At 52.7% G+C, this 26,651-nt stretch carries 26 protein-coding genes and 2 pseudogenes; 25 read left to right on the top strand and 3 right to left on the bottom strand.

The genetic code is table 11. The features are described 5' to 3' along the window. Positions 1 to 9: 9 nt before the first annotated feature. The 4 genes from ABKA16_RS05655 to ABKA16_RS05640 all read left to right on the top strand — a co-directional run bounded on the left by ABKA16_RS05655 (position 10) and on the right by ABKA16_RS05640 (position 3,253). A complete protein-coding gene (locus tag ABKA16_RS05655; RefSeq protein WP_381000211.1) occupies positions 10 to 1,095 on the top strand; it encodes a DnaJ C-terminal domain-containing protein in 1,086 nt (361 codons plus the stop codon). 63 nt (positions 1,096 to 1,158) lie between these two features. Then, a complete protein-coding gene (locus ABKA16_RS05650) occupies positions 1,159 to 1,752 on the top strand; it encodes a heat shock protein transcriptional repressor HspR (RefSeq protein ID WP_007148203.1) in 594 nt (197 codons plus the stop codon). A gap of 44 nt (positions 1,753 to 1,796) precedes the next feature. Then, the gene (locus tag ABKA16_RS05645) at positions 1,797 to 2,174 is read left to right on the top strand and encodes a VOC family protein (protein WP_381000214.1); all 378 of its coding nucleotides are present in this window, start codon (positions 1,797 to 1,799) and stop codon (positions 2,172 to 2,174) included. Positions 2,175 to 2,479: 305 nt separating this feature from the next. Next, entirely contained in the window at positions 2,480 to 3,253 is a 774-nt protein-coding gene (locus ABKA16_RS05640) for a (S)-acetoin forming diacetyl reductase (RefSeq protein WP_381000216.1), read from the top strand. A 585-nt stretch (positions 3,254 to 3,838) separates the two neighbouring features. Here ABKA16_RS05640 and ABKA16_RS05635 read toward each other — a convergent pair. From ABKA16_RS05635 to ABKA16_RS05625, 3 genes are read right to left on the bottom strand one after another with little or no spacing between them, the layout of a single operon-like run. Continuing rightward, on the bottom strand, positions 3,839 to 4,522 hold the full coding sequence (locus ABKA16_RS05635) for a thymidine phosphorylase (RefSeq protein ID WP_381000218.1): 684 nt from the start codon (positions 4,520 to 4,522) through the stop codon (positions 3,839 to 3,841). Continuing rightward, entirely contained in the window at positions 4,512 to 5,780 is a 1,269-nt protein-coding gene (locus ABKA16_RS05630; RefSeq protein WP_381000220.1) for an NUDIX hydrolase, read from the bottom strand. Before ABKA16_RS05630 ends, ABKA16_RS05635 begins: the two co-directional genes overlap by 11 nt. 10 nt (positions 5,781 to 5,790) lie before the next feature. Further along, positions 5,791 to 8,040, bottom strand: coding sequence for an RNA degradosome polyphosphate kinase (locus tag ABKA16_RS05625; RefSeq protein WP_381000222.1), 2,250 nt, complete (start codon positions 8,038 to 8,040; stop codon positions 5,791 to 5,793). Positions 8,041 to 8,227: 187 nt separating this feature from the next. Here ABKA16_RS05625 and ABKA16_RS05620 point away from each other — a divergent pair, with 187 nt between their 5' ends. From ABKA16_RS05620 to ABKA16_RS05520, 21 genes and pseudogenes are all read left to right on the top strand, one after another. Then, positions 8,228 to 9,604, top strand: coding sequence for a dipeptidase (locus tag ABKA16_RS05620; protein WP_381000224.1), 1,377 nt, complete (start codon positions 8,228 to 8,230; stop codon positions 9,602 to 9,604). 375 nt (positions 9,605 to 9,979) lie between these two features. Then, positions 9,980 to 11,275 carry a hypothetical protein gene (locus ABKA16_RS05615; protein WP_381000226.1) on the top strand — a complete coding sequence of 432 codons (1,296 nt, stop codon included), beginning with the start codon at positions 9,980 to 9,982 and terminating at the stop codon, positions 11,273 to 11,275. After that, positions 11,275 to 12,378 carry a CpaF family protein gene (locus ABKA16_RS05610; RefSeq protein ID WP_381000228.1) on the top strand — a complete coding sequence of 368 codons (1,104 nt, stop codon included), beginning with the start codon at positions 11,275 to 11,277 and terminating at the stop codon, positions 12,376 to 12,378. Before ABKA16_RS05615 ends, ABKA16_RS05610 begins: the two co-directional genes overlap by 1 nt. Continuing rightward, positions 12,375 to 13,076, top strand: coding sequence for a hypothetical protein (locus ABKA16_RS05605; protein ID WP_007148211.1), 702 nt, complete (start codon positions 12,375 to 12,377; stop codon positions 13,074 to 13,076). Before ABKA16_RS05610 ends, ABKA16_RS05605 begins: the two co-directional genes overlap by 4 nt. Before the next feature lie 44 nt (positions 13,077 to 13,120). Beyond that, positions 13,121 to 13,801: a hypothetical protein gene (locus ABKA16_RS05600; RefSeq protein WP_017147323.1), complete on the top strand. Its 681-nt coding sequence runs from the start codon at positions 13,121 to 13,123 to the stop codon at positions 13,799 to 13,801. A 378-nt stretch (positions 13,802 to 14,179) separates the two neighbouring features. Beyond that, the gene (locus ABKA16_RS05595; RefSeq protein ID WP_381000604.1) at positions 14,180 to 14,437 is read left to right on the top strand and encodes a DUF4244 domain-containing protein; all 258 of its coding nucleotides are present in this window, start codon (positions 14,180 to 14,182) and stop codon (positions 14,435 to 14,437) included. Positions 14,438 to 14,588: 151 nt separating this feature from the next. Further along, positions 14,589 to 14,939, top strand: coding sequence for a TadE family type IV pilus minor pilin (locus ABKA16_RS05590; protein ID WP_017147325.1), 351 nt, complete (start codon positions 14,589 to 14,591; stop codon positions 14,937 to 14,939). Beyond that, positions 14,932 to 15,396, top strand: a complete 465-nt coding sequence (locus ABKA16_RS05585; protein ID WP_007148215.1) for an Rv3654c family TadE-like protein — start codon at positions 14,932 to 14,934, stop codon at positions 15,394 to 15,396. Before ABKA16_RS05590 ends, ABKA16_RS05585 begins: the two co-directional genes overlap by 8 nt. 9 nt (positions 15,397 to 15,405) lie before the next feature. Next, positions 15,406 to 17,928, top strand: coding sequence for a DNA polymerase III subunit gamma and tau (locus ABKA16_RS05580; protein ID WP_007148216.1), 2,523 nt, complete (start codon positions 15,406 to 15,408; stop codon positions 17,926 to 17,928). Positions 17,929 to 17,933: 5 nt separating this feature from the next. After that, positions 17,934 to 18,545, top strand: a complete 612-nt coding sequence (recR, locus tag ABKA16_RS05575) for a recombination mediator RecR (protein ID WP_381000231.1) — start codon at positions 17,934 to 17,936, stop codon at positions 18,543 to 18,545. Positions 18,546 to 18,560: 15 nt separating this feature from the next. Then, entirely contained in the window at positions 18,561 to 19,436 is an 876-nt protein-coding gene (locus ABKA16_RS05570) for an aspartate kinase (protein ID WP_007148218.1), read from the top strand. 212 nt (positions 19,437 to 19,648) lie between these two features. Beyond that, on the top strand, positions 19,649 to 20,230 hold the full coding sequence (locus tag ABKA16_RS05565) for an ACT domain-containing protein (RefSeq protein WP_029246284.1): 582 nt from the start codon (positions 19,649 to 19,651) through the stop codon (positions 20,228 to 20,230). Between the two features lie 73 nt (positions 20,231 to 20,303). Next, entirely contained in the window at positions 20,304 to 21,392 is a 1,089-nt protein-coding gene (locus ABKA16_RS05560; protein WP_007148220.1) for an aspartate-semialdehyde dehydrogenase, read from the top strand. A 113-nt stretch (positions 21,393 to 21,505) separates the two neighbouring features. Further along, a pseudogene (locus ABKA16_RS05555) lies at positions 21,506 to 21,625 on the top strand (phosphoribosylglycinamide synthetase C domain-containing protein); the annotation flags it as partial. Between the two features lie 81 nt (positions 21,626 to 21,706). Further along, positions 21,707 to 21,988 carry a phosphoribosylglycinamide synthetase C domain-containing protein gene (locus tag ABKA16_RS05550; protein ID WP_394957073.1) on the top strand — a complete coding sequence of 94 codons (282 nt, stop codon included), beginning with the start codon at positions 21,707 to 21,709 and terminating at the stop codon, positions 21,986 to 21,988. Between the two features lie 58 nt (positions 21,989 to 22,046). After that, positions 22,047 to 23,285, top strand: coding sequence for a hypothetical protein (locus tag ABKA16_RS05545; protein WP_007148222.1), 1,239 nt, complete (start codon positions 22,047 to 22,049; stop codon positions 23,283 to 23,285). A 41-nt stretch (positions 23,286 to 23,326) separates the two neighbouring features. After that, positions 23,327 to 23,836 carry a helix-turn-helix domain-containing protein gene (locus ABKA16_RS05540; RefSeq protein ID WP_007148223.1) on the top strand — a complete coding sequence of 170 codons (510 nt, stop codon included), beginning with the start codon at positions 23,327 to 23,329 and terminating at the stop codon, positions 23,834 to 23,836. 17 nt (positions 23,837 to 23,853) lie between these two features. Continuing rightward, on the top strand, positions 23,854 to 24,390 hold the full coding sequence (locus ABKA16_RS05535; protein WP_081482452.1) for an IS630 family transposase: 537 nt from the start codon (positions 23,854 to 23,856) through the stop codon (positions 24,388 to 24,390). Positions 24,391 to 24,412: 22 nt separating this feature from the next. Beyond that, positions 24,413 to 24,988, top strand: a pseudogene (locus ABKA16_RS05530) (transposase); the annotation flags it as partial. An 81-nt stretch (positions 24,989 to 25,069) separates the two neighbouring features. Next, a complete protein-coding gene (locus ABKA16_RS05525; RefSeq protein WP_007148226.1) occupies positions 25,070 to 25,960 on the top strand; it encodes a LysR family transcriptional regulator in 891 nt (296 codons plus the stop codon). A 130-nt stretch (positions 25,961 to 26,090) separates the two neighbouring features. After that, positions 26,091 to 26,540 (top strand): flavodoxin family protein, encoded by a 450-nt coding sequence (locus tag ABKA16_RS05520; RefSeq protein WP_381000235.1) that lies wholly within the window; start codon positions 26,091 to 26,093, stop codon positions 26,538 to 26,540. The last annotated feature ends 111 nt before the right edge of the window (positions 26,541 to 26,651 follow it).

The raw sequence follows: 26,651 nt of genomic DNA, 5'->3' as shown, positions 1-26,651 counted from the left end.
GGGGACGATATGGCAGAAAATGAATGGCTGAACAAAGATTTCTATACGACACTGGGCGTATCGAAAGATGCATCCCAGGAAGAGATCACTAAAGCATATCGTAAACTTGCACGCAAGTACCATCCGGATCTGAACAAGACTACAGAGGCTGAAGACAAGTTCAAAAACATTTCTGAAGCCTATGATGTCCTCAATAACAGCGAACAGCGGAAACGGTATGATGCCATACGGCAGTTCGGCATGGGCGGGGCGCGGTTTGCTGGCGGGTCCGGCGCCGGAGGCACTTACAGCAGTGCAGATTTCTCCGACCTTTTCGGATCCATGTTCAGCGGTGCTTCAGGCCAGGGGGCTCAGAATATCCGCTTCTCGACGTCAGGTGCAGGCGCGGAAGGCATAGATATCAACGATATACTTGGGATGATGAATGGTATGGGCGGGTCCGGCGCCGGCAGTACTGCCAGCCCCTTTGGACGGCGGTCTGCTGCCGGTAACGGCAACCCCTTCGCACCCCGTGAGGGTGCCCATGAGCCGGTTAAAGGCGGAAATAAGAATGCCTCCATCACTTTGAGTTTCAGGCAGGCCGTTAACGGCGCCACAGTATCCCTGGGGTCTCTGGGTAATAAGTTCAAAGCCCACATACCGGCCGGAGTCAGGGATGGGCAGAAGATCCGTGTGGCAGGGAAAGGCAAAGCCGGGCAGTTCGGCGGCGCTAACGGGGATCTGTATATTGCTGTTACAGTCAGGCCCGACCCCGTTTTTACCAGTGATGGGCAGGACCTTCGTATGGTGCTTCCCGTTACGTATGAAGAATCGGTCCTCGGGGCTGCGGTCACTGTGCATGATTTTAATGGTGACAGTGTCGAAATCACTGTGCCGGCGGGATCGGATTCAGGTACTGAGATACGTGTCCCGGGAAGGGGCATCCATACGAAAAAGGGTACAGGGGATCTGGTTGCAGTCACCAGTATCCGTGTCCCTCAAAAAATCAGTAAGGCGCAGGAAAAAGCTGTGGCAGATCTTAGCGAAGCCATGGAAGATTTCGATAATACTGTGAGCGAAAGCAGGCTTGATAAAGGCAGCGGTAAACATAGATAATTGATAAAGGATACTGCGGATAACGTTCACAGCAAAGCAGGCAAAGGATAAAGAGGTGGGACTATGGGCAACCGATTGACGGCACGTGACCGCGAAGCATATACTGCATACGCATTTGGCCTTATTTCAGGGGCGTTCGACATTATAGGCGCCGAAGATGAGGGTTTTGATGTCAACAAGCCTGTATTTACCGTAGGTCAGACTGCAGAGCTGGTGGGTATACATCCGCAGACCCTGCGGCAGTATGACAGGCTTGCGCTCATAGTCCCTCAGCGCACAGCGGGCGGCGCGCGGCGGTACAGCCTGCGCGATATCAATAAATTGGTCCTTACCCAGCATCTGGTGATCGAAGAGTCTATCAACCTGTCCGGGGTGTCGCGCATCCTTCGCCTTATGGAGGAAAACCGGCAGTTGCGCAGGCAGATCCGGTATCTGAAAAAGGCGAAGGATCTGCGCATGTTTGCTGCAGGTGCTAATGGGAATGTTACAGAAGTATTCGGCGATGACAGCCCTGCAGGGCAAATGAAGCGTGAACTCGCGCGCCGCCGCCGCGCCCTGCGTATGGCGCGTGCCCGCGGGCGTCTGCTCCCTCCCGGGCAGTATTCGCGTATCCAGCTGCGTATTACTGCGCACACAGAAGGGCCCGATGAGGACTAGCTGCCGGCTGGGGATGCATATACGGGGACACGGGGAATACTGTAATGCGGTTGCTTGCTATTGACCATATTGTTCTGACAACATCAGATATCAGGGAATGCGTCAGTTTTTACGAAGATATCCTCGGGATGAAGCATGAATGCTCTCATGGACGGCATGTTCTGAAATTCGGGAATCAGAAAATCAATATACATGAACGGGCTGGGGAATTCCTTCCTGCCGCATCCCGTCCTGCTGCAGGAAGCCTTGATTTCTGCCTTGTTGCTGAGGGTAATATATCGCAGATTGCAGAAGAGGTCAGGGGCCGTGGAGGCAGGATCATCGAAGGGCCTGTTGAACGGACTGGTGCACGAGGGGTTATGGACAGCATTTATCTGTATGATCCCGACGGTAATTTGGTAGAAATAGCAGTATACAGGTAGATTACTGACGGGATGCCGCCGGGTGTAATACTTACTTATTTATATAGCGAAGGCATCTATATAGCGAAGGCCTGTCAGATGCATATCAAAAGCATCAGAAGAAAATTAAGGGGTATTTCTCGCCGAGGAGGCCGCATTGATGGGTTGCGTGCTGCGAGTATCATTTTACAGTATCTGGCTTGCGCAGGGATGCACAGGTGCAGGTATGGAACTGAGGAAGGCCCGGAGGCAGGCAGTTTAGGCTGGTCCATGACGGATCTATGGCCTGCGGGCGCATATCCTTATAAAATTACGAAAGGAAAAGTATGGCTAAAAAAGTAGCAATGGTCACAGGCGGTGCCCAGGGGATCGGCGAAGCTATTGCACGCCGGCTGTCGCAGGACGGTTTCGCGGTAGCAGTTGCAGACCTCAACTTTGAAGGCGCCCAGAAGCTCGCAGATGAGCTGAATGCAGACGGCGGTGAAGCTGTAGCAGTCAAGCTTGATGTTTCGGATTCGTCAGCGGTTGATGCTGCGGTTGATGAAGTAGTTGAGCGTTTCGGTGATTTTAATGTTATCGTCAACAACGCAGGCCTCGCACCGACTACCCCTGTAGGGACAGTTGACCAGGACCTTTTTGACACAGTGATGCATGTTAATGTTGCAGGCACCATGTGGGGCGTCCAGGCAGCTACGCGCAAGTTCCGTGAGCTTGGGCATGCGGGCAAGATCATCAACGCAACATCACAGGCGGGTGTTGTAGGCAACCCTAACCTCATGCTGTACTGCTCAACAAAATTCGCTATCCGCGGTATTACCCAGGTAGCGGCACGCGAGCTGGCTTCCGAAGGCATACTTGTCAATGCATATGCTCCGGGGATCGTTAAAACACCTATGATGATGGATATTGCACATCAGGTTGCAGTGAATGCCGGGAAGGACGATGAGTGGGGTATGGGCACATTCTCCAAGGATATTGCCCTTGGGCGCCTGTCGGAGCCGTCAGACGTGGCAGCAGCCGTGTCGTTTCTCGCCGGGCCTGATTCCGATTATATTACCGGCCAGACCATTGAAGTTGACGGCGGGATGCAGTTCCACTGATAGCACTGGCCATGCAGTGATCAGTTAGAATGGTCCATGCAGATAAAGGCTGTGGAGGCTGCCGGGTTTTGCCCGGCAGCCTTTTTTCGTGCCGGTGTATTGCAGATATTGCTGTTATGCAGCTGTAGATGCGCGGATATAGCCCGGTGCAGCCCGGTTATACTGCAGATGGACATTCGCCGCTGGTGGTAAAACACGCAGATACAAAATCAAAATTGTGGAAAACTGCCGCAATGGTTTTTGTATCTGCGTGTTTTACCACCACGGGCTGTGGTGTGGATAGTCTGCCTGGAGTCATAAAAGGATACCTGAGTGCTGAAAGGCGCCTGTACGAAGAAGCTGGTACCATAACCGGGGAAAAGAGACTGCAGACACCGGGATCAGGGTTGCTGTAAGAATGCGATATATGAAACAGAGATATAAAAACGCTGAACTGTGAAAGCGCCTGTCGGCGCGCAGGCCGCTCGCAGCGGCAAAAAATGAAGCCCGGGGCTTAAACACAGTTCAGCGCGCTATCCATAATACGCTATATCCGCGTCGCTTTTCCTGTGTGTCTTATTTTCCTGTTCAGCCTGCTGCAGAAAATCAGTACAGTGAACCGTCACGCCACAATCGTGCACCATGTTTGAAAACTGCAGCAGTTGATGCGAGCTTGCGGGAAGTGGACAGGGGAGCCGGCTGTTCTGCCCGTTTGGCGAGAGCCCTGCTGATGACTTCGCAGAATGCTGCTGCCCGTTCCAGTGCTACAGCAAAATCCCCGGTAAAAGCGCCGGCGAGTATGGAGTCTGCAGTGCGCGCAATATCATCTGCACTCGGGGATACGTCAACCCCGGCAATTGCTGAGGCCGAAGTCTCCACGGGCTCGCCTTCACGCCAGAGATGCGAAATGGCCGAGGTGTTCCGGCGCATCCACAGGCGCATGACGTATAGCCGCCACAGTATCCCGGGAAGGGAATCCGGTGCGGCCTTGCTCCATAATTCTGCAATCAAGTCAAGGCCTTCGGCCTCAACCAGTGTGAGCACACGGTCAACCGTTTCGGGGTCCTGGGTATGGCGTACGCGGTCCAGAAGCACTGCAGCAGTAGTATGGCTGAGCTCGCTGATCTCCTGCGGATCAGCGCCGCCGTCCAGCTGTCCGATAAGCGCAGGATCCAGCTGGGTAGGCCGTGCATAGCGCGAAGCACCCGACCGATAGGCCGCGAAGCCCGACCCGGCTGCGCGGACGGAGGGGTTCCCCGGGGTAGACAGGCTGGAAGCATCAGTAGACAAGCGGGGCCACCTTTTGGATATCTATTATTACCGGATCATTACTGCTATTCCTGCCTGGGGCAAGTGTGACTGCAAGCATGTTCCCTGCGGGCATATAGGGGCTGCCGCCTGGAAGCTCATCGGCCAGACGTCTGGTGGCGCACAGGCTCCTCATCCGCTTCAGCATGCCGCCGATCACAGGCCTGTGCATGCAGACAGCACTGTTATGGGGATTGTGCGGATCAATGCAGCTTCGCATAACAGCCAGGAAATCCCGCCACGATGCCTCTTCATCGTCGGCAAATGCGGTTTCTGTCTGAGTACTGAGGGTAAGGATCGGTATATGCACCTCATATGAATAGCCGGATACCGTTTCCATGCACCGCCGCCAGGGGGATGAGAGCAGTTCATCCGGTGCAAAACATGCAATCTCACGGTTAAGCGCATACGCTGCCGCAGCTCCGCGAGGGGTCAGAGGGCGCATGGGTTCCTCGCCTTTCCACGATTTCCTGCTTTCTGCTTTGCCGTGGCGGACTATCAGCACAGTCTGGGCACGGAGGAGGCCTGAGCCGGCTGCGGACTGGAATATATCAATAAGCTGGCGGTCCCCACTATGGGTAAGGAGTTTCCTGGCCCTGTCCAGGCTGACCCATCTGAGTCCGCCGATTTCATGAGGGTCTGGCCCGCTGACTGCACCGAAAACCTGCGGCCGTAATTCAGCAGAAGGGCTTGCAGCCGCCTGGGCCGCCCAGTAGAAAACGTGCTTCACAGGTACTGTATCAGCTTTCTTCGATGTGCGCTGTTTGTTGCCGTTAGGTATCGCGGCCTTTTTGCCTTCATTAGCAAGCGGATAGCTTATATGGCCGAGGAACATCCCGAGCCGGACCTGCAGCCCCGTTTCCTCCTGTATTTCGCGTGCTGCGCAGTGGAAAACAGATTCGTTGCCCTCCAGCTTGCCCTTTGGCCAGCTCCAGTCATCGTATTTCGGACGGTAAATAATACAGACTTCAACAGCGCTGTCAGCATCATTTTCAGTATCGTAGGGAGCGATGCTGTCAGGATGGGCGTTGCCGGGACGTGTAGTGCCGGGGTGAATGCTGATTAGGTTGGGATGGATGCTGCCGGCGCTGACATCAGTATCATCCATGCCGGCATGCTGCCGGCGGGTATACCTCCAGACGATCCCTCCGCCGGCGAGCACAATGTTTCCCCTGTTGCCATACCTGGCATGCTGGGCGTAGCCTTCCTCGATGATATGGCCGAAGCTGGAAAGATACATATCGATAAGGCTAGTGGCTGGCCCTGGGGGAGCGCGAATGCCGTGCAATCAGAAGGCTCTGGGAATCTGTGAGAGCATTGCCGTTGCTGTCAGCAGAATGGCGGACATAGTCGCCATCAGGCTGCATATGCCACGAATTTGTGTTTTCCGACATCTGCAGGTCAATGTAGTCGATAAGCTGCTGGATCTGAGTAGCATCAGTGATGCGGACCAGAGCCTCAACACGGCGGTCAAGATTGCGGTGCATCAGATCTGCCGAACCGATCCATACTTCCGGCCCTGCAGTAGGGCCTTCGCCGATCTGCGGCCCCTGTGAATTGGCGAAAGCAAAAATACGGCTATGTTCCAGGAACCGGCCCAGGACTGAATGGACATGGATATTCTCGCTCAGCCCTTTTCTTCCGGGTTTCAGGGCACAGATACCGCGTTCAACGATATCAATCTTTACTCCGGCCTGGCTTGCACGGTACAAAGCATCAATGCAGCGTTCATCAACAAGGGAATTGACCTTGATCTTGATCCACGCCTCTTTGCCGCTGCGCGCCGCCTGCTCCTCGCGCTGGATGCGCTCAATAAGCCCTGAACGTACTGTACGCGGGGCTACGAGGAGGCGGTGGAAACTGGAATTTGGCGCGTAGCCGGAAAGCTGGTTGAACAGGCGGGTCATATCCTGCCCGACCACCGGGTCACAGGTCAGCAGGCCCAGGTCAGTGTATAGCCGCGCAGTTTTCGGGTTATAGTTTCCGGTGCCGATATGGCAGTAACGCCGCAGCCCGTTATCTTCAGAACGGACGACGAGCAGGAGCTTGCTGTGCGTTTTCAGTCCCACGATGCCATAAACTACGTGGACACCCGCACGCTCAAGCTTCCGCGCCCATTGGATGTTGGCCTGCTCATCAAAACGGGCCTTGATCTCAACAAGTGCCAGCACCTGTTTGCCCGCATGTGCTGCATCGATCAGCGCATCAATGATAGGCGAATTGCCGGAGGTACGGTAAAGTGTCTGCTTGATCGCCAGGACCTTTGGGTCGGCGGCGGCCTGCTCAAGGAATGCCTGCACTGATGTTGAGAACGAATCGTACGGATGGTGGAGAAGGATATCATGCTCGCGGATCGCAGCGAAAATATCCTGCTCGTGGCTTGACTCCACCTCTGCGATCTGCCGGTTAGTCGTAGGGACGAAATTCTGGTATTTCAGATCCGGACGGTCAATATCATGCAGCTCAAAAAGAGCTGTCATATCAAGAGGTTCAGGAAGGCGGTAAACTTCATCCTCGGAGACCCGAAGCTGCGATATCAGCAGATGGGACAGCTGGCCTGACATGGCATCGCTCAGCTCAAGGCGGATCGGGGGGCCGAAACGGCGGCGCAGAAGCTCCCTTTCCATGGCGTTGAGGAGGTTTTCCGCGTCGTCCTCTTCCACATCGATATCTTCATTACGGGTCACACGGAAAGAATGCGCCTCTTTGATGATCATCCCCGGGAACAGCGCGTCAATATGGGCGAGGACAAGGTCTTCGAGAGGGATGAAACCATGGCGTTCCCTACCGCTGTCTGAATCGAGGCTGTCAGACAGATCATCAACAGGGTACAGTCGGGGAAGGTTGTCCGGTATTTTGACGCGTGCAAAATGGGTCCGCCCTGATGTGGCGTTTTCCACGAGGACAGCAAGATTCAGGGATTTGCCCGAGATGTAGGGGAAGGGGTGCGCCGGATCCACGGCAAGCGGTGTCAGTACGGGAAAAATCAGCCGCCGGTATACCTTGGAAAGGCGTTCCTGCTCGTCAAGGGTCAGATCATTCCATTTCATGATAATGATGTTCTCATCCTTCAAAGCGGGTACCAGCTCGTTGCGGAAGCAGGAAGCATGCTCTTCCTGGAGCTTGTGGGCCTGTTCGCTGATCTCATGCAGCTGCCTGCGCGGGCTCATGCCGCTGGCGCTGGGGACTGCGATACCCGAGTCGATGCGGCGTTTAAGCCCCGCCACACGCACCATAAAGAATTCATCAAGGTTGCTGGCAAAGATCGCCTCAAAATTTGTGCGCTCAAGCAAAGGCAGTGTTGGATCCTGTGCCAGCTGCAAAACACGTTTATTGAATTTCAGCCAGCTGATCTCACGGTCAAAAAACCGGTCTTTGGGCAGGCTCCTGTACTGCGAAGCCAGAGCAGTATTTTTCTCCGCCTTTTCGATTTCTGCAATATGCTCCGCGATCTGGCTGCGGAGGACTTCTTTACTGGGTCCCGTAAACTTCTGTGGCATACTTCAATTGTACGGAAAAACCTGCCAAAGGGAAGCTGATATATCAGACAGCGTTACGGCTTCTGCTGCTTCCGGCTTCCATGCGTGCTGCATGCTGCAGCCCCGTGTTTCCAGTAAAAGTACTGCGGCATTGTTACATTGATAGCTGACACGGATTGGGACACAGTAACGTGCGTATGGAGGAATTATGGCTATAGACCGTGACCGCATCCGGGCTGCCGCTGAGGCCGGCATGGATGATGTTATCAGCTTCCTTAACAGGAAAATTGCAATGCGTGCGGTTTCTGCGCAGGGTGTGGATTCACAGGCCATGAAAGACGATGCGCAGTTCGTTGCTGATGCTATGGAGACTGCAGGCGTAAAGGCGGATGTCGTCCAGTCGCAGAACCCTGACGGGACTCCGGGTGCATGGGAAGTCATCGGTTCAAAAACTGTTGACCCGTCAGCACCGACCGTCCTGCTTTATGCTCATCATGATGTGCAGCCTGCGCCTGATGATGACGGTGTGTGGGAGACTGACCCCTTTACCGGTACGGTTAAGGGCGACCGCCTGTATGGCCGGGGATCCTCTGATGACGGCGCGGGAATTGCTATCCATCTTGGGGCGCTGAAGATCCTTGGCGAAGGGCTCGGCGTGAATGTCAAGCTGTTTATTGAGGGCGAAGAGGAGATGGGATCCAACAGTTTTATCCCCTTTGTCAGATCGCATCCTGAAGATTTCGATGCCGACATCATGATTGTTGCTGATTCGGGCAACTGGTCTGACACTGTGCCAAGCCTGACGACATCGCTTCGCGGGAATGCTGCAATTGATGTTACGGTAAAAATGCTTGAGCATCCCCGCCATTCCGGTGTTTTTGGCGGCCCTGTCCTTGATGCAAATACTGCCGCTGCACTGCTTATCAGCACTATGTACAGCCCCAGCGGGGAGCTTGCTGTCCCGGGGGTCGAATCGCAGGAAGTAGTTGGTGGGCTGCAGGAAGATATAGATGAAGCGCAGTGGCGCCAGGATGCTGCCGTGCTGCCGTCCGTGAAACTTGCGGGGACAGGCTCGCTGGCTTCACGTGTATGGGTCAAACCCAGCGTGACTGTGATAGGCTTTGATGCTCATCCCGTGGAAGGATCCTTCAATGTTATGGCTCCCAGCACGCGGTTCCGCCTGTCTATGCGTACGGCACCAAGCCAGGACCCTGTTGAGGCGCAGAAGGCTTTGGGCCGGTTCCTTGTGGAGCATGCGCCGTTCGGCAGCGAAGTAACATGGGAAGCTGTTGATGCCGGACAGGGCTGGGCAATGGAAGCAGGATCCGCAGTGAGCACGTATGCGCAGCAGGCACTTGCAGATGCATTTGAGGCAGGGCCCGTAAACCAGGGGCAGGGCGGGTCCATCCCCTTCATCCCCGAATTCCTCAGGCTTTTCCCGGAGTGCCAGGTCCTGGTGACAGGGCCGGAGGACCCGCAGTCCAATGCGCATAGCCCCAATGAATCACAGTCGATCTCTGCATTAAGGAAGTCTATTATCGCAGAAGCATTTATGCTGCAGGATTTTGCCTCCCTGAATATCTGAGTATATAGAGTATGGGTATGTATTAGGCGGTAAAATACGGGAATAAAAAAGCCAGCTCCGAAGAACTGGCTTTACAAGCTAACAATGAGTGGAAATCTCGCACAACATCCTCGTCATGGCGGTAAGTCTCATATAATCCGCCCAACCTTTGACCTTATGTGATCTAGCTTTTGTGGGCTTCCACTGTTCTGTTTTGCTTGTACTTTTATTATGCATCATAAAGGTAAAAAAGAAAAATCGAAACACCGAATCTTCACAATTAATTTTGCCTTTTGGCGGAGGGCCTGAGTGTGGAAAACCTGCGGCTTTCGGCATATTTAACCACACTGGTATGTATGGTTTTGTGCCCGTATAGTTTTCCGGTTCAATAACAGTATGGTCCAGCTGAATCCGGAATACAGGGCAACGGCACCCGCGGCCTCTTCCGCGGCTTCGCCTATGCCTTCGTCCTCACCCTTAACTGCATCTTCGCCTGCATCTTTTCCCGCGCCGCTGAAGATGCCGGCGACCAGACAGCAGACCGCCGGCCCGGATACCAGTGCTGCGGGAAACGGCGGAGCTGCAGGGGGACATGACGATGGACAGTATTACATGCCCGCATCAGCGCTGGGCAGGCGGACCCGTGATATGGACCATGCAGCTTCTGCCGGCAGATTCGGCAGGGAAGCATATGACGGAGCCCGTATCCACCTTTTTTCTTCCAGCTCCGGAGGATGCGGGACGACTGCTACAGCAGCCATGTTTGCATACCATCTTATGCAGGAAGGGCAGCGTGTGGTGCTGCTTGACCTGGATCTCTCCCGGGGCGGTATGGATATCCTTCTGGGGCTGGAACAGGATGAGGGGCTGCGCTGGTCCGGTATTGATGCCCCGCTTGGTATGATCGACGGACCGGCGCTTATACGGGAAATGCTGCAGTGGGACGGATGCCCTGTACTCAGTGCTGATACCTGGTGTGCTGCCCCGCATCAATGGTGGGAGATATCTGCCGTTATATCAGCTGTGTGTACACAGGCGGATTCAGTCATATGCGACTGCAGCACTAATACCGCTATTATACGGGGGCTTCAAGCTTACTGCGACGGTACCGGCACATCATCTTCACAGGCACAGGACTGGCTCCATATCTGGGAGGCAGTAGGCAACAGGAAAAACGTGTCTGTAGTCTTCCTCGCAGAACTGACTGTCTTGGGGCTTATCCGTACTAAAACAGCTGTTGACAGGTTTTCTGCGCATACATATGCTTTACAGCCTGATATTATTGGAGTCAGCCCGGGGATCGGGAAAACGGCGGGAAGAGGGATGTTTTCTGCGGGCAGGGCTTCGGGCGTTCGGGGCGCTGTTTCTGTTGAGCAGGCCAGCAGCCTTTTACGGTCTGATGTGCTGGGGCCGCTGCACAGGATCAGGACGGTAGATATCAGCATACGGGAAGGCAGGGGGATAGAAGATATCCCCGGAGCGTACCGCCCTATTTTTGAAACACTTTCCAGAAAGACACTGCAGCATTGGTACCCGGATACCGGCAGCAGGGGTGATGCGGACGGCCACACAGACGGCAGTGCTGATGATGATGCGGCAGGCAGCCGATATAGCCCGGATCCGAATAGTGTATCCGGCGGAAATAGAGCTGATGGCAGCGGGTATAGTCCCGCACAGGGAGGCAGGAAGTAATGGCATTGCTTTTAGGGCCTCTCGAATTGATTGCGGCAGAACCTCACGTTACGGATATAGCCGTCACAAGTGACGGAAGGGTCTGGGCTGACAATGGCGATGGTATGCATGAAAGGTTTGTAGACTCGGGTTTGAAGTCGCCGCAGGTTATGCGTGATTTTGCGGTCAGGCTGTGCGCGCAGCTGGGCAGGAGGCTTGACGATTCCTGCCCTATCGCTGATGCTTCCACTCCTGACGGGGTACGTATCCATGCTGTTATAGCGCCGATCGTTTCCCAAGGGGCGGCAATCTCAATAAGGTTCCCGGACCTGTCCCGCGCAACGCTTGATGATTTATGCGCCAATGGTACTTGCCCCAGGCAGTGGAAAAGCCTTTTACAGGGTTTCGTTGAAACACGGTCCACTATCCTTATCAGCGGCGGTACAGGATCAGGGAAAACCACGCTGCTCAAAGCCCTTCTCGGGTACTGCGGCGAGGGTGAACGGATCGTTACAGTTGAAGAGATCCGCGAACTTGGGTCAGTACCGCATAAACACTGCGAATCGCTTGTAGTCCGTGAGCCAAACATCGAAGGGGCAGGGGCAGTGACTTTGGAAGACCTTGTGAAAGCGACGGTACGCATGCGGCCCGACCGTATTGTTCTCGGGGAATGTCGCGGGGAGGAGATCTCTGATCTGCTGCGTGCTTTCAACTCGGGGCATCGGGGAGGTATGGTCACTATCCATGCTGACAGTATTGACCGTATCCCGGCCAGGTTTTCAGCCCTGGGCCTGCTCGCCGGAATACAGCCGCAGGCTACGGCGCTTATGGCCCAGGATGCGTTTGACTGCATTATCCATATGTCGCGTGTCAAAGGGAAGAGGTTCATATCCCAGATAGGATATTGCTGTGTTGACGGCAGGGATAATCTTGAAGGTCGTATAATGGCGCGATGGGACGGGAAGGGCGAGCCGTGGTACAGCTCAGGGTGGGGGCCGTGGGCATCCCGGCGGGCCGGCACAGGGGTCGGCAATATACAGTGTGATACCGGCTGCCAGCTCATGGACTGCACAACTGTGCTGCCGGCTGTCCGGCGCAGTATTGTGGGGATGGAGGGGATATGAGCGCAGAAGGGTGGATATATAGTGTGGCCGTTTTATGTGCTGTACAGGTCCTGGTGCTGTGGAGGGATACTCCCGATCTGCGTCTGGCCGCCATCAGCAGGCATACCGGAAGAAATATTGCAGGAAGAGGCATAGATACTTCAGGCCGTCCGGGAAAGTCCCGCGGCCGGCAGGATATTGCGGATATTATTTCTGAGCTTATCTCACTGGTAAAGAATGGGAGCAGCCTGGTGGAAGCATGCGAAGAAGCTGGCGGAAGCTCTTTCGCGGTCCCGCAGATCACCCCCTCGCGTATCTTTACTATGCTCAGGCGCAGATGCAGCGGGTCTCAGCCATATTGTGCAAGGGTATCATTTCAGCTCTCATCCGCCTGCGAGCTGAGTGCCGTACTGGGATGTGCCGCTGCGAAATGCCTTGAATCAGTATCGGCAGACCATAAACGGTTCACTGCTGTTGAAGACAGGAAACATTCAGCGCTTGCAGTACCCCGTATGACGCTTAAGATCCTGCTGGCACTTCCTGCCCTTATCCTTCTCGGAGCACAGGCATCAGGTTCGCAGCCTTTCGCTGTCCTGTTTACAACACCGGTCGGATGGTCATGCCTGGCCGGCGCAGGTGTTTTTTATGGGATCGGGGCTGTATGGGTAAAATCGCTGATCCGCCATTTCCAGAAAGAAAGTGTGGAATATCTGACGTGACGTATTTTTTCTTAATTCTGGTCATATCGGTATGCGCGGGCTGTATGGTATCCTGTGCAGCTGCCCTGCGCTGCAGCACAGGCAGGAGGGCGGAAGCAGCGGTAACACGCATCCGGCAGCTGCATGCGGCAGCAGATAACAGCAAGGCTGTATCTGCTTATGAGAAACCCTCCGCAGCTTATGGAATCCGGAATCCGGCGGGCCTGCCGGATCTGCTGAATGTGCCCGGTATGACCGGATGGGGGTATCAGGGCCAGTCCGCTTTTGCTGCACCGGTTTTTCCAGTCCAGCTGATCCTTGAAATGTTTGCTGTTGCTATACAGCAGGGGTCCTCAATACCGCGGGCGCTGGAAGCTGTCGGATCCGTTATGGGCGATGGCTGCGGGCGGTGTTTTGCAGCCGTTTCTTCAAGCCTGTGCAAAGGCCAGTCATGGGATGATGCATGGGGTACGCCTGCAATAACCTTAAATGATATTGACAGCCAGATATGTGCTCTTATCAGGAAGGTCCTGGAACCGTCATGGAGGCATGGGGCTTCGCCGCTGATAAGGATTGAAACGGCTATTGATGAGGCCAGCCGCCGTGAGCTGCGTGCGGTGGACGATGCTGCGCATACCCTGTCAGTAAAAGTGCTGCTGCCGTTAGGCCTGTGTTTCCTTCCTGCCTTTGTGGCCCTGACTGTGATCCCATCCCTTGCCACATGGGTAAGCACTATGTGGAACTGACTCCGGCATCGTCGGCGGCGGATAGGAAAGGGCTCTGGTGTGCTGGCTGTGGTGGGTACAGCGGATACAGCGGGTACGGGTTCCCGCGGTAGGAATGGTTTATGCGCTTGCGTCATCTGGTGCAGATGCGGAGAGTACGGATGCCGTGCTGTATGGATGCAAAAAATATCCCATGTTATCCACATTCGACCACATTGCTGTAAATATATCCTGCTGCGCAGCTTATGCGAGCATACTGTATATACCGCACCAGGCAGGACATACTGGAAAACCAGGGCTATACCTGCCTGCATGCGATACGGCAATATACAGAACCCCCGGCCATACGTATCCGGGGCAGCAAGCAAAGGAAGAACTATGGAATTTATTACAACAGGGATGAAAGCCTCTCAGGGGCTTTCCGGTACAGGTATCAGGGAACCGCTGCCGGAGAAAATTGCAAAAGCCGTGTGCATGGCTGATGCCCGTGCCCGTACAGTACTGGATAAGCCTGAAGAAGGTATGGCGACAGCTGAATACGCAATAGTCCTGGTAGCAGCGACAGGCTTTGCAGGTGTCCTGGTCGCTATCCTGAAGTCTGATGCTGTAAGGGTAGTCCTGACAAATCTGGTGAAAAGTGCGTTATCCATTAAGTAACCCGGACCTTCCCTGCCGCTGTCCCCGGAGCCGCTGCCCGCGCTGCCATTGCCGGCAGTGCAGTACAGTGCAGACGCAGGTTTCCTGTAAAATGCGCCGGCGTTGCGGCTTGCTGCGGTGCCATGGCGCCTGCCGGAGTGACAGGGGGACTGTGACCGCAGAATTCGCCGTCATGCTTCCTGCGGTTATCGTTATTGCCATGCTGATACTTGTGCTTACAAGGCTGGCAGCGGTGCAGGTAGGATGTCAGGATGCGGCACGGGATGCAGCGCGTGTTGCACAGACCCTCAGCACGGCCCATGGGGTCCGCGGGCAGGATACCCGAATTATTTCAGCGGCCCGGCGGCATGCAGGCACATATGCATCAGTCGCCATATCGGAAGATGCGCAGGCGGTACGTATAGATGTAACATGCCCCGCTGGCCCGGGGCCGCTGCATATTTTCCCTGCATCCCTGCACGGCCATGCGTATGCAGTAAAGGCTGGTGATAGCTATGAGTGATCCGGCAACCACCAGGGTCCAGGCAAGTGAAACACCTGAGCAGGAAGTGTGCGGCTGCTTCAGGCGGCCGGCTGGGACTCCCCGGGGCCGCGGCCGTGACAGAGGGAGCGGCAGTGCTGCCGGGATAGGCCTTGTTGCGCTTGCTGCAGCAGGCCTGTTCCTGGCCGCCGTTCTGGGCAGTGCCTTTATAGCCCGTTCCCAGGCTCAGACAGCAGCAGACCATGCGGCGCTGGCGGGAGCCATGTATATACAGGATAAAGGTGCTGTATCGAGAGGGGAGGCCTGCCTGTCGGCAGATGCTGCGGCCCGTAATAACCATGCAGACCTTACCGGATGTATAGTCAGGGATAGTGATGTTACCGCGGAAACGGGTGTTTCGCCATTTTTCCGGTTCCTTCCCCGTATCCACGCGAAAGCCAAAGCCGGGCCTGTCGATTGTGTCTCAAGAAATGGATAGCCTAGTGGTATGGCACTTGCACTTTATAGGCGTTACCGTCCGGATACATTTGATGGCGTCGTTGGCCAGGATCAGGTAACCATCCCTCTGAAACGTGCTCTTGATGAGGGCAGGCTGACCCATGCCTACCTGTTTTCCGGCCCTCGCGGCTGCGGCAAAACAAGCTCTGCGCGTATCCTGGCCCGGTGCATCAACTGTGCGGAAGGCCCCACAAGCCATCCCTGCGGGAAGTGCGACAGCTGCAGGGACCTTGCGGCAAATGGGCCTGGCTCTGTTGATGTTATTGAGATCGACGCTGCAAGCCATAACGGTGTCGATGACGCCCGTGAACTGCGTGAGCGGGCAGGTTTTGCCCCGACCCGGGACCGCTACAAGATCTTTATCCTGGACGAAGCCCATATGGTGACCCAGCAGGGTTTTAACGCCCTGCTTAAAGTTGTGGAAGAACCCCCTGAGCATGTTATGTTTATTTTTGCCACTACTGAACCGGATAAGGTTATAGGGACTATACGTTCACGTACTCACCATTATCCTTTCCGTCTGGTTCCGCCTGAAGTAATGGCACCGTACCTTGAGGAGGTATGCAGGCAGGAGAAAATCGCTCCCGAAAATGGCGTGCTTAAGCTTACCATGCGCGCAGGCGGCGGTTCTGTAAGGGACACTCTGTCTGTGCTTGACCAGCTGATGGCAGGTGCTGCCGGCAATAAGATCACCTATGATTCGGCAGTTGCACTCCTGGGGTACACTCCCGATACCCTTATCTCTGATGCTGTTGATGCGGTATGTGCCGGTGATGGTGCACGCCTGTATGATGTTGTTGAAAAAGTTGTTGTAGGGGGTTTTGACCCCAGAAAATTTGTGGAGGACCTCCTTTCACGGGTACGGGATCTGCTTGTACTCACCCTGGCAGGGGATAATGCCCGGTCTGTACTCAGCAGCGATACGGGGGCAGGAAGTGAGGAGGCGCTCCACAGGCAGGCTCAGGAACTTGGGCTTGTGCGGCTGACTTCTATAGCCGAAATTATCAACGATGCTCTGGCGGGCATGTCAGGCGCTACATCGCCGCGTATGAGGCTGGAACTGTTAGCTGCGCAGCTACTGGTCCCCGGACGCGGTCCTGCCGGGGACGGCGGTCAGAGTATGGTGCCGTCCGGCTCCGATACCAGCGCATCTGCACAGCCGGGGGCGAAAGAGGCTCCCCGCGTCCAGCAGAGGCCTGCCGGGGCGAATACGGATCCGCGCCGCGGATATGTGAGGCCGCAGGAATACTCAAACCGTATAAAACAGCAGACGGGCTCGCCGGCTGCCGGGCCTGCCGCGCTCCCTGGCCAGGACCGGCCTGTTTCCGGGCGTCCTTATAACGGTGGGGTACGGGATCCGGAAAATGCCGGTCAGGAGGATACCGGCAGCAGTGTGGAGAGTTCCGGCGGCTTGAAAGGCTCGAATAGGCCAGACAGCACGAATGGCTTCCATGACGCAAACGGCTCAGGCGATTCTGACAGCCCTAATATCTCAGACAGGTCAGACAGCCCGGGTAGTTCCAGCAGTTCACCGGAGCAGACGGGGCCGGCCGATGCGTCGTTATTTACGCCTGACGCAGTAGCGCGCCAGTGGAAGGCTCTGGTCGCAGGGCTCCCGCAGGATATACAGGCGTATGTTAATGAAACCCATATCCCTCATGTGGGAGTACTTGCGAGGGGGGATATGCACAGGATCGTCCTGAGGTTCGCAGACCCGCTCAGCCAGCATGCCTTTGCACTTGGCGTGGCAAAGCAGGGGATCAATGGCCGCACTAAAGTAAGGGATATCATTGAGGATAAATGCGAAGAAGTATTTGGCAAGGGCGTTAAGGCACAGCCGGATAAGCTCACTGCCTCGGGGGATACCGTTACCCCGATATCCCGTATGAGCGACAAGGAACAGCAGAAGGTCAAAGCACAGATTGCGGCAATGGCTATGGCTCAGACCGGGGCCGGGGACGCTTCCCCCGTTTCCCGGAACAGCAGCAATACCCAGCCCGGCAAGGCGTCCCCCACAGAGATGGAAGATGTGCAGGATGAGGACGGAGATCCATGGGATACGCCGGTGGCGAAGCCGCAGGATGCCGTGCAGCGGAAAAAGGGAACCAGTGTGGCGTCTTCTGCTCCTGCAAAGGCGGGTTCTGCGGGAACACATAAGTATGGACCGCGCCGCGGCGGCTTATCTCCTGCGGGCAGTATAAACGCGGATACCGGGGAAAATACGGAAGCTGATGCAGGCGCAGTAAAGCCTGCAGGCAGCTCCCGGGCTGCAGCCTCCTCAGATACAGATGCTGCGGACAGTGCAAATACTCCCCGCAGTACTGATGGTGGCAGCACTGCAAATACGGGTAAAGCTAAAACTTCGCAGAGCGAAGCTGTGCAGCAGGCAGATTATGCTGACGACGATAAGCATGTAGACGGCCAGGGTAAGATGACAGTGGCTGAAGTTGCACGTATGTTCGATGCAAAAAGCGTGGAAACAATAGAACCCCATAATGGTGAAGGCGAGTAAAGATAATGCCAGCTGCATATGAAGGAGCGATCCGGGACCTTATAGACAGGTTCGCAGACCTGCCGGGAATCGGGCCGAAAGGGGCGCAGAGGATAGCATTTTATCTGCTGTCAGTGAGCCAGGAAGATGCGCAGGGCCTCGCTGAATCAATAACTGCCATGAGACAGAAAGTACAGTTCTGTGAGATATGCGGGAATGTCTGTGAAAAAAGCCCGTGTACTATATGCGCTGACCCTCGCCGTGACCGTACAAAAATCTGTGTTGTCCAGGAGCCCAAAGATATTATGAGCATTGAACGTACCCATGAATACAGGGGCGTATACCATGTGCTGGGCGGCGCGATAGACCCTATGTCCAATATTGGCCCGCAGGACCTCAAGATTGCTGAACTGCTTGACAGGCTGAAAAAGGATGAGAATAAGGATGTTGCCGAGATTATTTTTGCCCTTAACCCGGATATTGAGGGCGAGGCGACGACTACTTATTTAAGCAGGCTTCTGGCTCCGACGCAGATCACCCTTACGCAGCTGGCAAGCGGTCTGCCTATGGGGTCTGATCTTGAATATGCCGATGAGATCACACTTGGAAGGGCGCTTGCAGGCAGGCGGGAAGTTTAAGGCAGGCTGGGTGCAATGTCTCTTATCGTACAGAAGTATGGCGGATCTTCCGTTGCTGATGCTGATTCGATCAAACGTGTTGCCCGTCGTGTTGTTGAAACGATGGAGGCGGGGAACCGGGTAGCAGTCGTCGTGTCTGCAATGGGGGATACTACTGATGAGCTTATTGACCGGGCATCAGGTATTGATCCTGACCCTCCAGCGCGTGAGCTTGATATGCTGATGACTGCTGGTGAGCGCATCTCCATGAGCCTGCTGGCGATGGCGATCCATTCCCTGGGGCACCGGGCGTCATCGTTCACCGGGCAGCAGGCGGGCTTCCTCACCGATGCCCGGTATGGCGCAGCACATATACGCGCAGTGAGGCCCGGGCGGGTATCCCGCGCGCTGGATGAGGGGCGGGCTGCAATCGTTGCGGGTTTCCAGGGCATCAATTCACGCGGCGACACAACTACCCTCGGACGGGGCGGATCCGATACTTCTGCTGTTGCCCTTGCTGTTGCCCTTGGCGCGGATGTCTGTGAAATATATACCGATGTGGACGGTATCTTTACTGCTGACCCGCGTATCGTTCCGGCTGCACAGTGCATCCGGCATATATCGTATGAGGAGATGCTTGAATTTGCGGCGTCAGGATCTAAAGTACTGGCTCTGCGCTGTGTGGAATATGCCCGGCGGTTCGGCATGCCGATACATGTCCGCAGTTCCTTCTCCCATGATCCCGGGACCCTTGTTGCGGGGAGCATCCCAGGCAGATATGGTTCAGGCGCTGAGCCGGGTCCTGGTGTCATTGCCGGAGACACGCTTGAATACGGTGCGCAGGAGGATAAAATGGTAAAAGGAAAACAGGCAGATACAGGCAAGTATAGATATACAGATAAATACAGATAAACGAGGCAGGATATATGGGATATACAGGATACGGGGACAGCCGCGAAGATGCTTCCAGTGCTCAAAGTTTGTCCGGCGGGATGATTGAGGGTATGGCCGAGAGTACAGACGGGTCCGCAGGCAGAGGCCCGGATGAGGGCATGGATAAGGGTCTGGGCGAAAACTTGAGTAAAGATCCAAACAAAAATCTGAAAAAAGTTTCAGGCAGAGGCCTGAAGGGCGTATCCGGCGGGTCCCTTGGGGATATCTTCCCGGATCTTCAGGGTCCTGAATCCCCTGTTATTTCAGGCGTAGCCCATGATTCTTCGGAGGCTCTGGTAACGCTGCGGGGGATACTTGACGAACCGGGCCTCGCGGCACATGTATTCGCACAGTTTGCCAAGGCCGGCGTCAACATTGATATGGTAGTCCAGGCACTTGGCCGCAATGATAATGGTTCCCGGACAGCAGATATTTCCATCACTTTCCCCGAAGCCCAGATCGGTACAGTCAGGGAACTGGCTGAATCGGCTAAAGGGCAGCTGGGATACAGCTCCGCCGATGTTAACCCTTCTGTCGGAAAGGTTTCCCTGATAGGGGTAGGGATGAAAACCCATCCCGGGGTCACTGCCCAATTTTTTGAGGCCCTGAGCCGGGAAGGCATCAATGTGCTTATGATCTCGACCTCCGAGATCCGGATATCGGCCATTATCCCGCTTGATATGCTCGCCTGCGGTGTGCGCGCTGTGCATACTGCCTTCGGCCTCGACTCAGAAGGCACCCAGGCAATTGTGTATGCAGGTTCGGGAAGGTGACAGGGATGGCAGGGGCAGCAGGGATGATAAAGACGGTAAAAGTAAATGAGGCAAAAAGGATCGAGGCGGCATAGTGGTTCCGCAGACCGGACAGATATATACCCAGGTACACAGCCATGGCGTTGATCTTGCTGTTTTAGGCGCAACCGGGCAGGTTGGCATGGTTATGCGACAGATCCTTGCCTCGCGGGATTTTCCTGTAAAAACGCTGCGTTTTATGGCGTCTGCCCGGTCGGCCGGACAGAGTATCAGCTTTGAGGGCCATAATATTACGGTCGAAGACGTTGAAACAGCGGATCTGTCTGGTATAGATATAGCCATTTTTTCTGCCGGGAGCAGTACCTCACAAATATGGGCGCCGCGCTTTGCTGAGGCCGGGGCTTTTGTAGTCGATAATTCATCATGCTGGCGGATGGATAATGATGTGCCGCTTGTTGTGTCCGAGGTCAATCCGGACGACCTGGATGTGATCCCCAGGAAGATCATTGCTAACCCAAACTGTACTACTATGGCCTGCATGCCTGCGGTAAACGCCCTGCATAGGGCTTTTGGGCTGAAACGGCTTATAGTTTCCTCGTATCAGGCTGTTTCCGGAGCCGGCCGTGCAGGGGTCCGCCAGCTGGAAGCCGAAGCTGAGAGTGCAGTCGCACAGGGTGCGGAGAAATTAGTATATGACGGGCATGCCGTTGATTTCCCGGTCCCGGAAAAAGTTGTTAAAACTGTTGCGTTTAACGCCGTCCCTTTTATTGGTGCGCTGGCCGATGACGGCAGCGGGGAAACGGATGAGGAGCAGAAGCTGCGCAATGAGAGCCGTAAGATCCTCCATCTTCCGGATCTGCGCGCCTCATGCACGTGCGTACGTGTAGGGGTGTTTACTTCGCATGGCATGAGCGTTAATGCCGAGTTTGACAGGGATGTTACCGCTTCTGCTGCGCGTGAAGTGCTTTCCTGTGCTCCGGGAGTAAGGCTTATGGATGTCCCGACCCCTCTTGATGCTGCCGGCAAAGATCCGAGTTTTGTCGGCAGGATCCGCGAGGACCAGTCAGCTGCCGGCCACAGAGGGTTGTCGTTCTTTATTGCCAGCGATAATCTCCGCAAAGGCGCAGCACTTAATGCTGTCCAGATCGCTGAGATACTTGTCCGTAAATATTGGGCTCTATAATTTCTGTAGTGGGTAAAACTACTGTAGGGATTATGGAGTCTATTTTTTGTAGAAAAAAAGCCCCATAAGACCTATAATGAAAAAGTGACCAAACCCTCATTAGAAAGAATCTTATGGAACAATTAAATTTTATCACAAACATACTTGGAATGAATGACAAAAATATTATTATCTTAGATTATCTTGATGCTGGAACGCATAAAGAAGTCATTTCTAAGCTCGATTATCCTGCCTCGCCTGCCTCCGATTTTGCGCAAAATATCAGCGACATTCTGGATGGCAAGGAGCCAAACCTCACTTGGACAGAACAAGGCGTGACGCTGGGCGTCGTGGTTGCCTCTGAGGGCTACCCTCTAGCTTATGAAAAAGGCGTGGAGCTGCCAGAAAAGACTTCTGGCGACATCATCACCTACTATGCAGGCGCTAAGTTCGCTGAAAATGGCAAAGCTCTGCTGTCAAATGGCGGCCGTGTCTACATGCTGGTCACCACAGCAGACACTGTCAAAGCAGCCCAGGACAAAATCTATGCCCAGATCGCCCAACAAAACACAGACGGCCTCTTTTACCGAACCGACATCGGCAGCAAGGCACTATAAAGCGAGTCTTGTCCACTGTCTGATTAGCAGCCATTAGTGTAAAAAGAGGTGAATAAAAGTGAAAGATAGATTGCTATTTTTAGAAGGAGCCAGTCTAACTTCAAGGGAAACGCTCACGGTATTGCTGGCGGATAACTATAAGGTAGATGTACTATCTCCTGATAGGTTTTCTATTGCGGCATTCAGTCGCTTGACGCACATGCTTACAACAGTTGATGTGAATCGTTCTCCTTTGACCTATTTAAAGCAGCTTGATCAGTTGCTAGAAGAGAAGGACTATAAGGCTATCTTGCCAACCCATGAAGAGGGGTGGCTCTTAGCAAATGGAAAATCCCTCTTATCATCTGATTTACTGCTGGCTCTTTCTGAATCAGAGACTTTTCGGGAAGTGGTAGGAAAAATTGCTTTTGCTGAACTTGCGGATAAGTTAGGCTTGCCGGTTCCCAAGTGGGAGTATGTGAACGACCTGGAATCTATTCACTTGCCCTATCCGTATTGGCTCAAGGCCGATTATGGGACGGCTGGTCGCTCAGTTTATAAAATCACGAGTGATGCTGATTTGAAAAGCCTAGTAAAGCTTCACTTGCTTGACAGTGAAAGTTGGATGGCCCAGCAAGATATGGTAGGGCAATATGGTCAAGTTCAAGCAGTATTTAACTGTGGAAAATTACTGGCCGTGCACTCTAGTATAAAAGTTGGGTCTGGTGCTGGTGGTTCAGCTGCTGCCAGATTAAGTATAGACTCTGAGGTTACAAGAGAACACATTGAGAAGTTAGGACATCATTTAAAATGGCATGGTGGTCTAACATTGGATTTCATCTTCCTTAATCATCACTTCTATTATATAGAATGCAATCCCAGAATGGTCGAGCCGGCTAATGCTTATAAAGCAGGGGTAAATTTTCCCAAACTCTTGATAGAATTGGCCCAAAATAATGATTCACAACCCGATATTTCTGTAGGGAAGCCAGGGGTAAGAACGCATAGTTTATTAGCCTTAATCATTGGGACTGCTGAGAAAACGCAAAGCAGAAGAAAAATATGGGAAACGATCAGGCTGTGGCTGTTTAAAAGTGACAGTGATGAGGTCTTGACCCCGATTAGGAAAGATTTTCCAAGTATCATTCCCTTGGTTGTGATTGCGATTCGGCTACTGCTAAATCCCAAGAGTGTGAAAAAGCTTGTTGAGCATACCGTTGGCCACTATAGTGTGGCTCCTGCCACGATAAAAGCTGTTGAACAGCAGGCGTCGATGAAAACTATAGTTAACGGCATAAATAACTTTACTTTGAAGTAATAAGTCATATATGGTATACTTCTTTTAGGAGGCGCCATGATATGAACTCTCGTAAATATAATGTTGGTCGGGAAGAACTTCTTCGGCAAGGTAAAGAAATTATGTCGTCGTCAAATGAATCGCGTTATTATTTTCGTGTCTTTACCGTAAATATGGTTCTTTCCGGGTTGCCGCCATCTCAAATCTGTGAGATGGCTGGTGTAACAAAACAAGCCATTACCGGTTGGGTTAAGCTTGCCGATGAGCAAGGCTTTGATGCGCTAAAATCAAAAGAAAGATCTGGTAGACCATCAAAACTTACCAAAGAGCAGAAGGCAAGTATCGATGCAGCCTTGAATTCAGATCCTAATAAGTATGGATTCAAAGTTTGGGATGGACCAAGCCTTTCCAAGCACATTCAAAAGGAATTTGGTCTTGATATCAGCGTTCGCCAGTGCCAACGTTTGTTTCATCAGTTAGGCTATTCGCTTATCCGTCCTCAGCCCTATCCAAGCAAAGGATATGAGGATTCAAAGGAGCGGGAAACCTTTAAAAAAAACGAAACGAAATAGAACAAGACGATTCACAGTTGCTTGTATATCAGGACGAAGTCCACTTCCAGATTCAAACAACAGTTACTTCTGGATGGTACAAAAGAGGCAGCGCTCCGAAGGCAAAATCGTTTCCTGGGAGACAAAAAGCTTCTTATAGTGGATTTGTGCGGCCTGATACAGGCGAACTATTTGTGACAAAGCCAGCTCGTTTCAACTACGAAACAGTTATTGCGTCAATACGTGAATTCATTACTGCTCATCCGGTGCCCGAAGGCAAGAGATATGCTCTGGTAATGGGCAACGCACCATGGCACAAAAAGGTAATTCGTTTGGTTGAAACAGAAGAACAGCCAGAGTATGAGGATATCCGAAAGTCTGTTGCTTTTGTCAAATTGCCTCTTTACTCTCCTGACCTAAACCCTATAGAGCAGGTTTGGAGAATTACTCGTAGAGAAAATACACATAATGTATTTTTCTCAAATATTAAAAACCTTGCTGAAACGGTAGAAAACGCCTTTCTAGCCTGGGCAAAACCAAATCAGCAACTTGTAACATTATGTAGCTTTAAGTAAAATTACTTTTGTCGTTTACTATAAAATCGTTCTCGATCGCTTTCATATTGTCCAGCATCTCAGTCGAGCAATGAATCGCGTACGCATCAAAATTATGAATCAGTTTGATAGGAGATCGCACGAATATAAAGCACTGAAACGTTACTGGAAACTCATTCAACAGGATAACTATACGCTGAGCAGTAAACGATTTTATCGTCCAACATTTCGGTCGCATTTAACCAATAAAGAGATTCTTGAAAAACTTCTCTCTTACTCTCAAGATATTAGAGATCACTATGGACTCTATCAGCTTTTACTCTTTCATTTTCAAGAGAAGCACGCTGACTATTTCTTTGAATTGATCACAGAGTCCATTTTTTCTGTGAATCCTATCTTCCAGACCATTTTTAGGACCTTTTTGAGAGATCAGGATAAGATCATTAATGCACTTGAACTTCCCTGCTCAAACGCAAAACTTGAGGCCACAAATAACCTAATCAAAGTCATTAAGCGAAATGCTTTTGGCTTCCGGGACTTTGAAAATTTTAAAACGAGAATTCTCATTGCTTTGAATATCAAAAAGGAGAGAACCAATTTGGTCCTCTCCAGGTTGTAACTTTTTATCAACCCACTACAGTTGACAAAGAGCCACCTTTGGACGGTCGGAAACATAAAAAACAGGCGGGAGGTGATCGTGATGTACAATCCTCAACTTGAAACTTTCCTTCGTGTAGCGGATGCAGGCAGTTTTAATAAGGCTGCGGAGGAAGCCTATATTACGGCCACGGCTGTCATTAAGCAGATCAATCTTCTGGAAGATTCGATTGGAGTGAAATTGTTTGAGAGGACACACCGAGGGCTGATTTTAACGAAAGCGGGAAAATCTTTGTACCAAGATGCGAAATATATTATTCAATACTGTAAGGACTCTGTGACGCGGGCGAAAAATGCGATGCAGGAAGATAATGCCGTAATACGCATTGGGACTTCTCCTATGACACCGGCGCAGCTTTTGATGCAGATTTGGCCTCAAATTCAGGAACAATGCCCCGATTTGAAATTTCAAATTGTTCCCTATGAAAATACGCCGGAAAACGCCCGTGAAATTTTAGCCAATCTGGGAAAAAACATTGATGTGGTTGGAGGAATCTTTGATGAGACCATGCTGGATTTAAGGAGGTGCGCCGGTCTGGAACTATCCCGCGAACCTTTTTGCTGTGCCGTTTCCATTCACCACAGGCTTGCAGGAAAGGATAAACTACAAATACAGGATTTATATGGTGAGAACTTACTTCTGATGCACCGGGACTGGAGCCATTATGTAGATCAGCTCCGGGATGACATTTGGCGAAACCACCCGAAGATTCAAGTTGTAGATTTTGATTTCTACAATATGGATATTTTCAATCGCTGTGAAAACAGTTATGATGTTTTGCTGGCTATTCCGGGATGGGCAAATGTACACCCGCTTTTGAAAGTGATTCCTGTGGAATGGGATTACAGCATCCCATACGGCTTGCTCTATTCTCCACACCCATCCGAATCGGTGAAACGCTTTCTTTCAGCAACGAAAAGCGTCGTAAAATAGAAAAAATAGTTATAACCTTTGGGTAATAACTGATGAACAAATCGAGACTTCTGATGAAGCCTCGATTTTTTTATTATATAAGCAGGAACCACGGAATAAGCCGGTTTCAAAACTGCAAGGAGGATACAAAATGAGTATTTTATTTATCAATGGAAGCCCGAACAAGAATGGGAACACCACCCGCATGGCAAACGCACTGATGAACGGAAAGGATTACCGGACGCTTCATTTGGTGGATTATAGACTGTACGGATACGGGCAGAACTTTGCGGACGATCAGTTTGCTGAAATTCTGGAAGGTATGAAAGAGGCGGATACCGTTGTGATCGGTTCCCCTGTTTACTGGCACAGTATGTGCGGTTTGATCAGAAACCTGATTGACCGCTTTTACGGTCCGGTGAGTCAGGGAGAACTGGGAGAAAGAAAATTTGTCTTTCTGTTTCAGGGCGCTGCCCCGGAAAAATGGATGCTGGAAAGGGCCGAGTACACTATGAACCGTTTTGCCCGGATGTACGGTATGGAGTATGTCGGCATGGCAACAAACGAGGCGGAAGCGAAAAAATTATCTGAAAAGATATGATGCGCATCCTTTGCGAAAGGAGGTGGCAGAGTGAGAAACCTATTTCTGAGCATTTCGATTCTTTGCGTGCTCCTATGCCTTGCCGCGTGCAGTGCGAACGGGAATACGGAC

Origin of the sequence: Scardovia wiggsiae (assembly GCF_051045985.1) — a bacterium.
Classification (GTDB): domain Bacteria; phylum Actinomycetota; class Actinomycetes; order Actinomycetales; family Bifidobacteriaceae; genus Scardovia; species Scardovia wiggsiae.
Note: the sequence above shows the minus strand (reverse complement) of the source record. Positions and strands in the feature narration are given on the sequence as shown.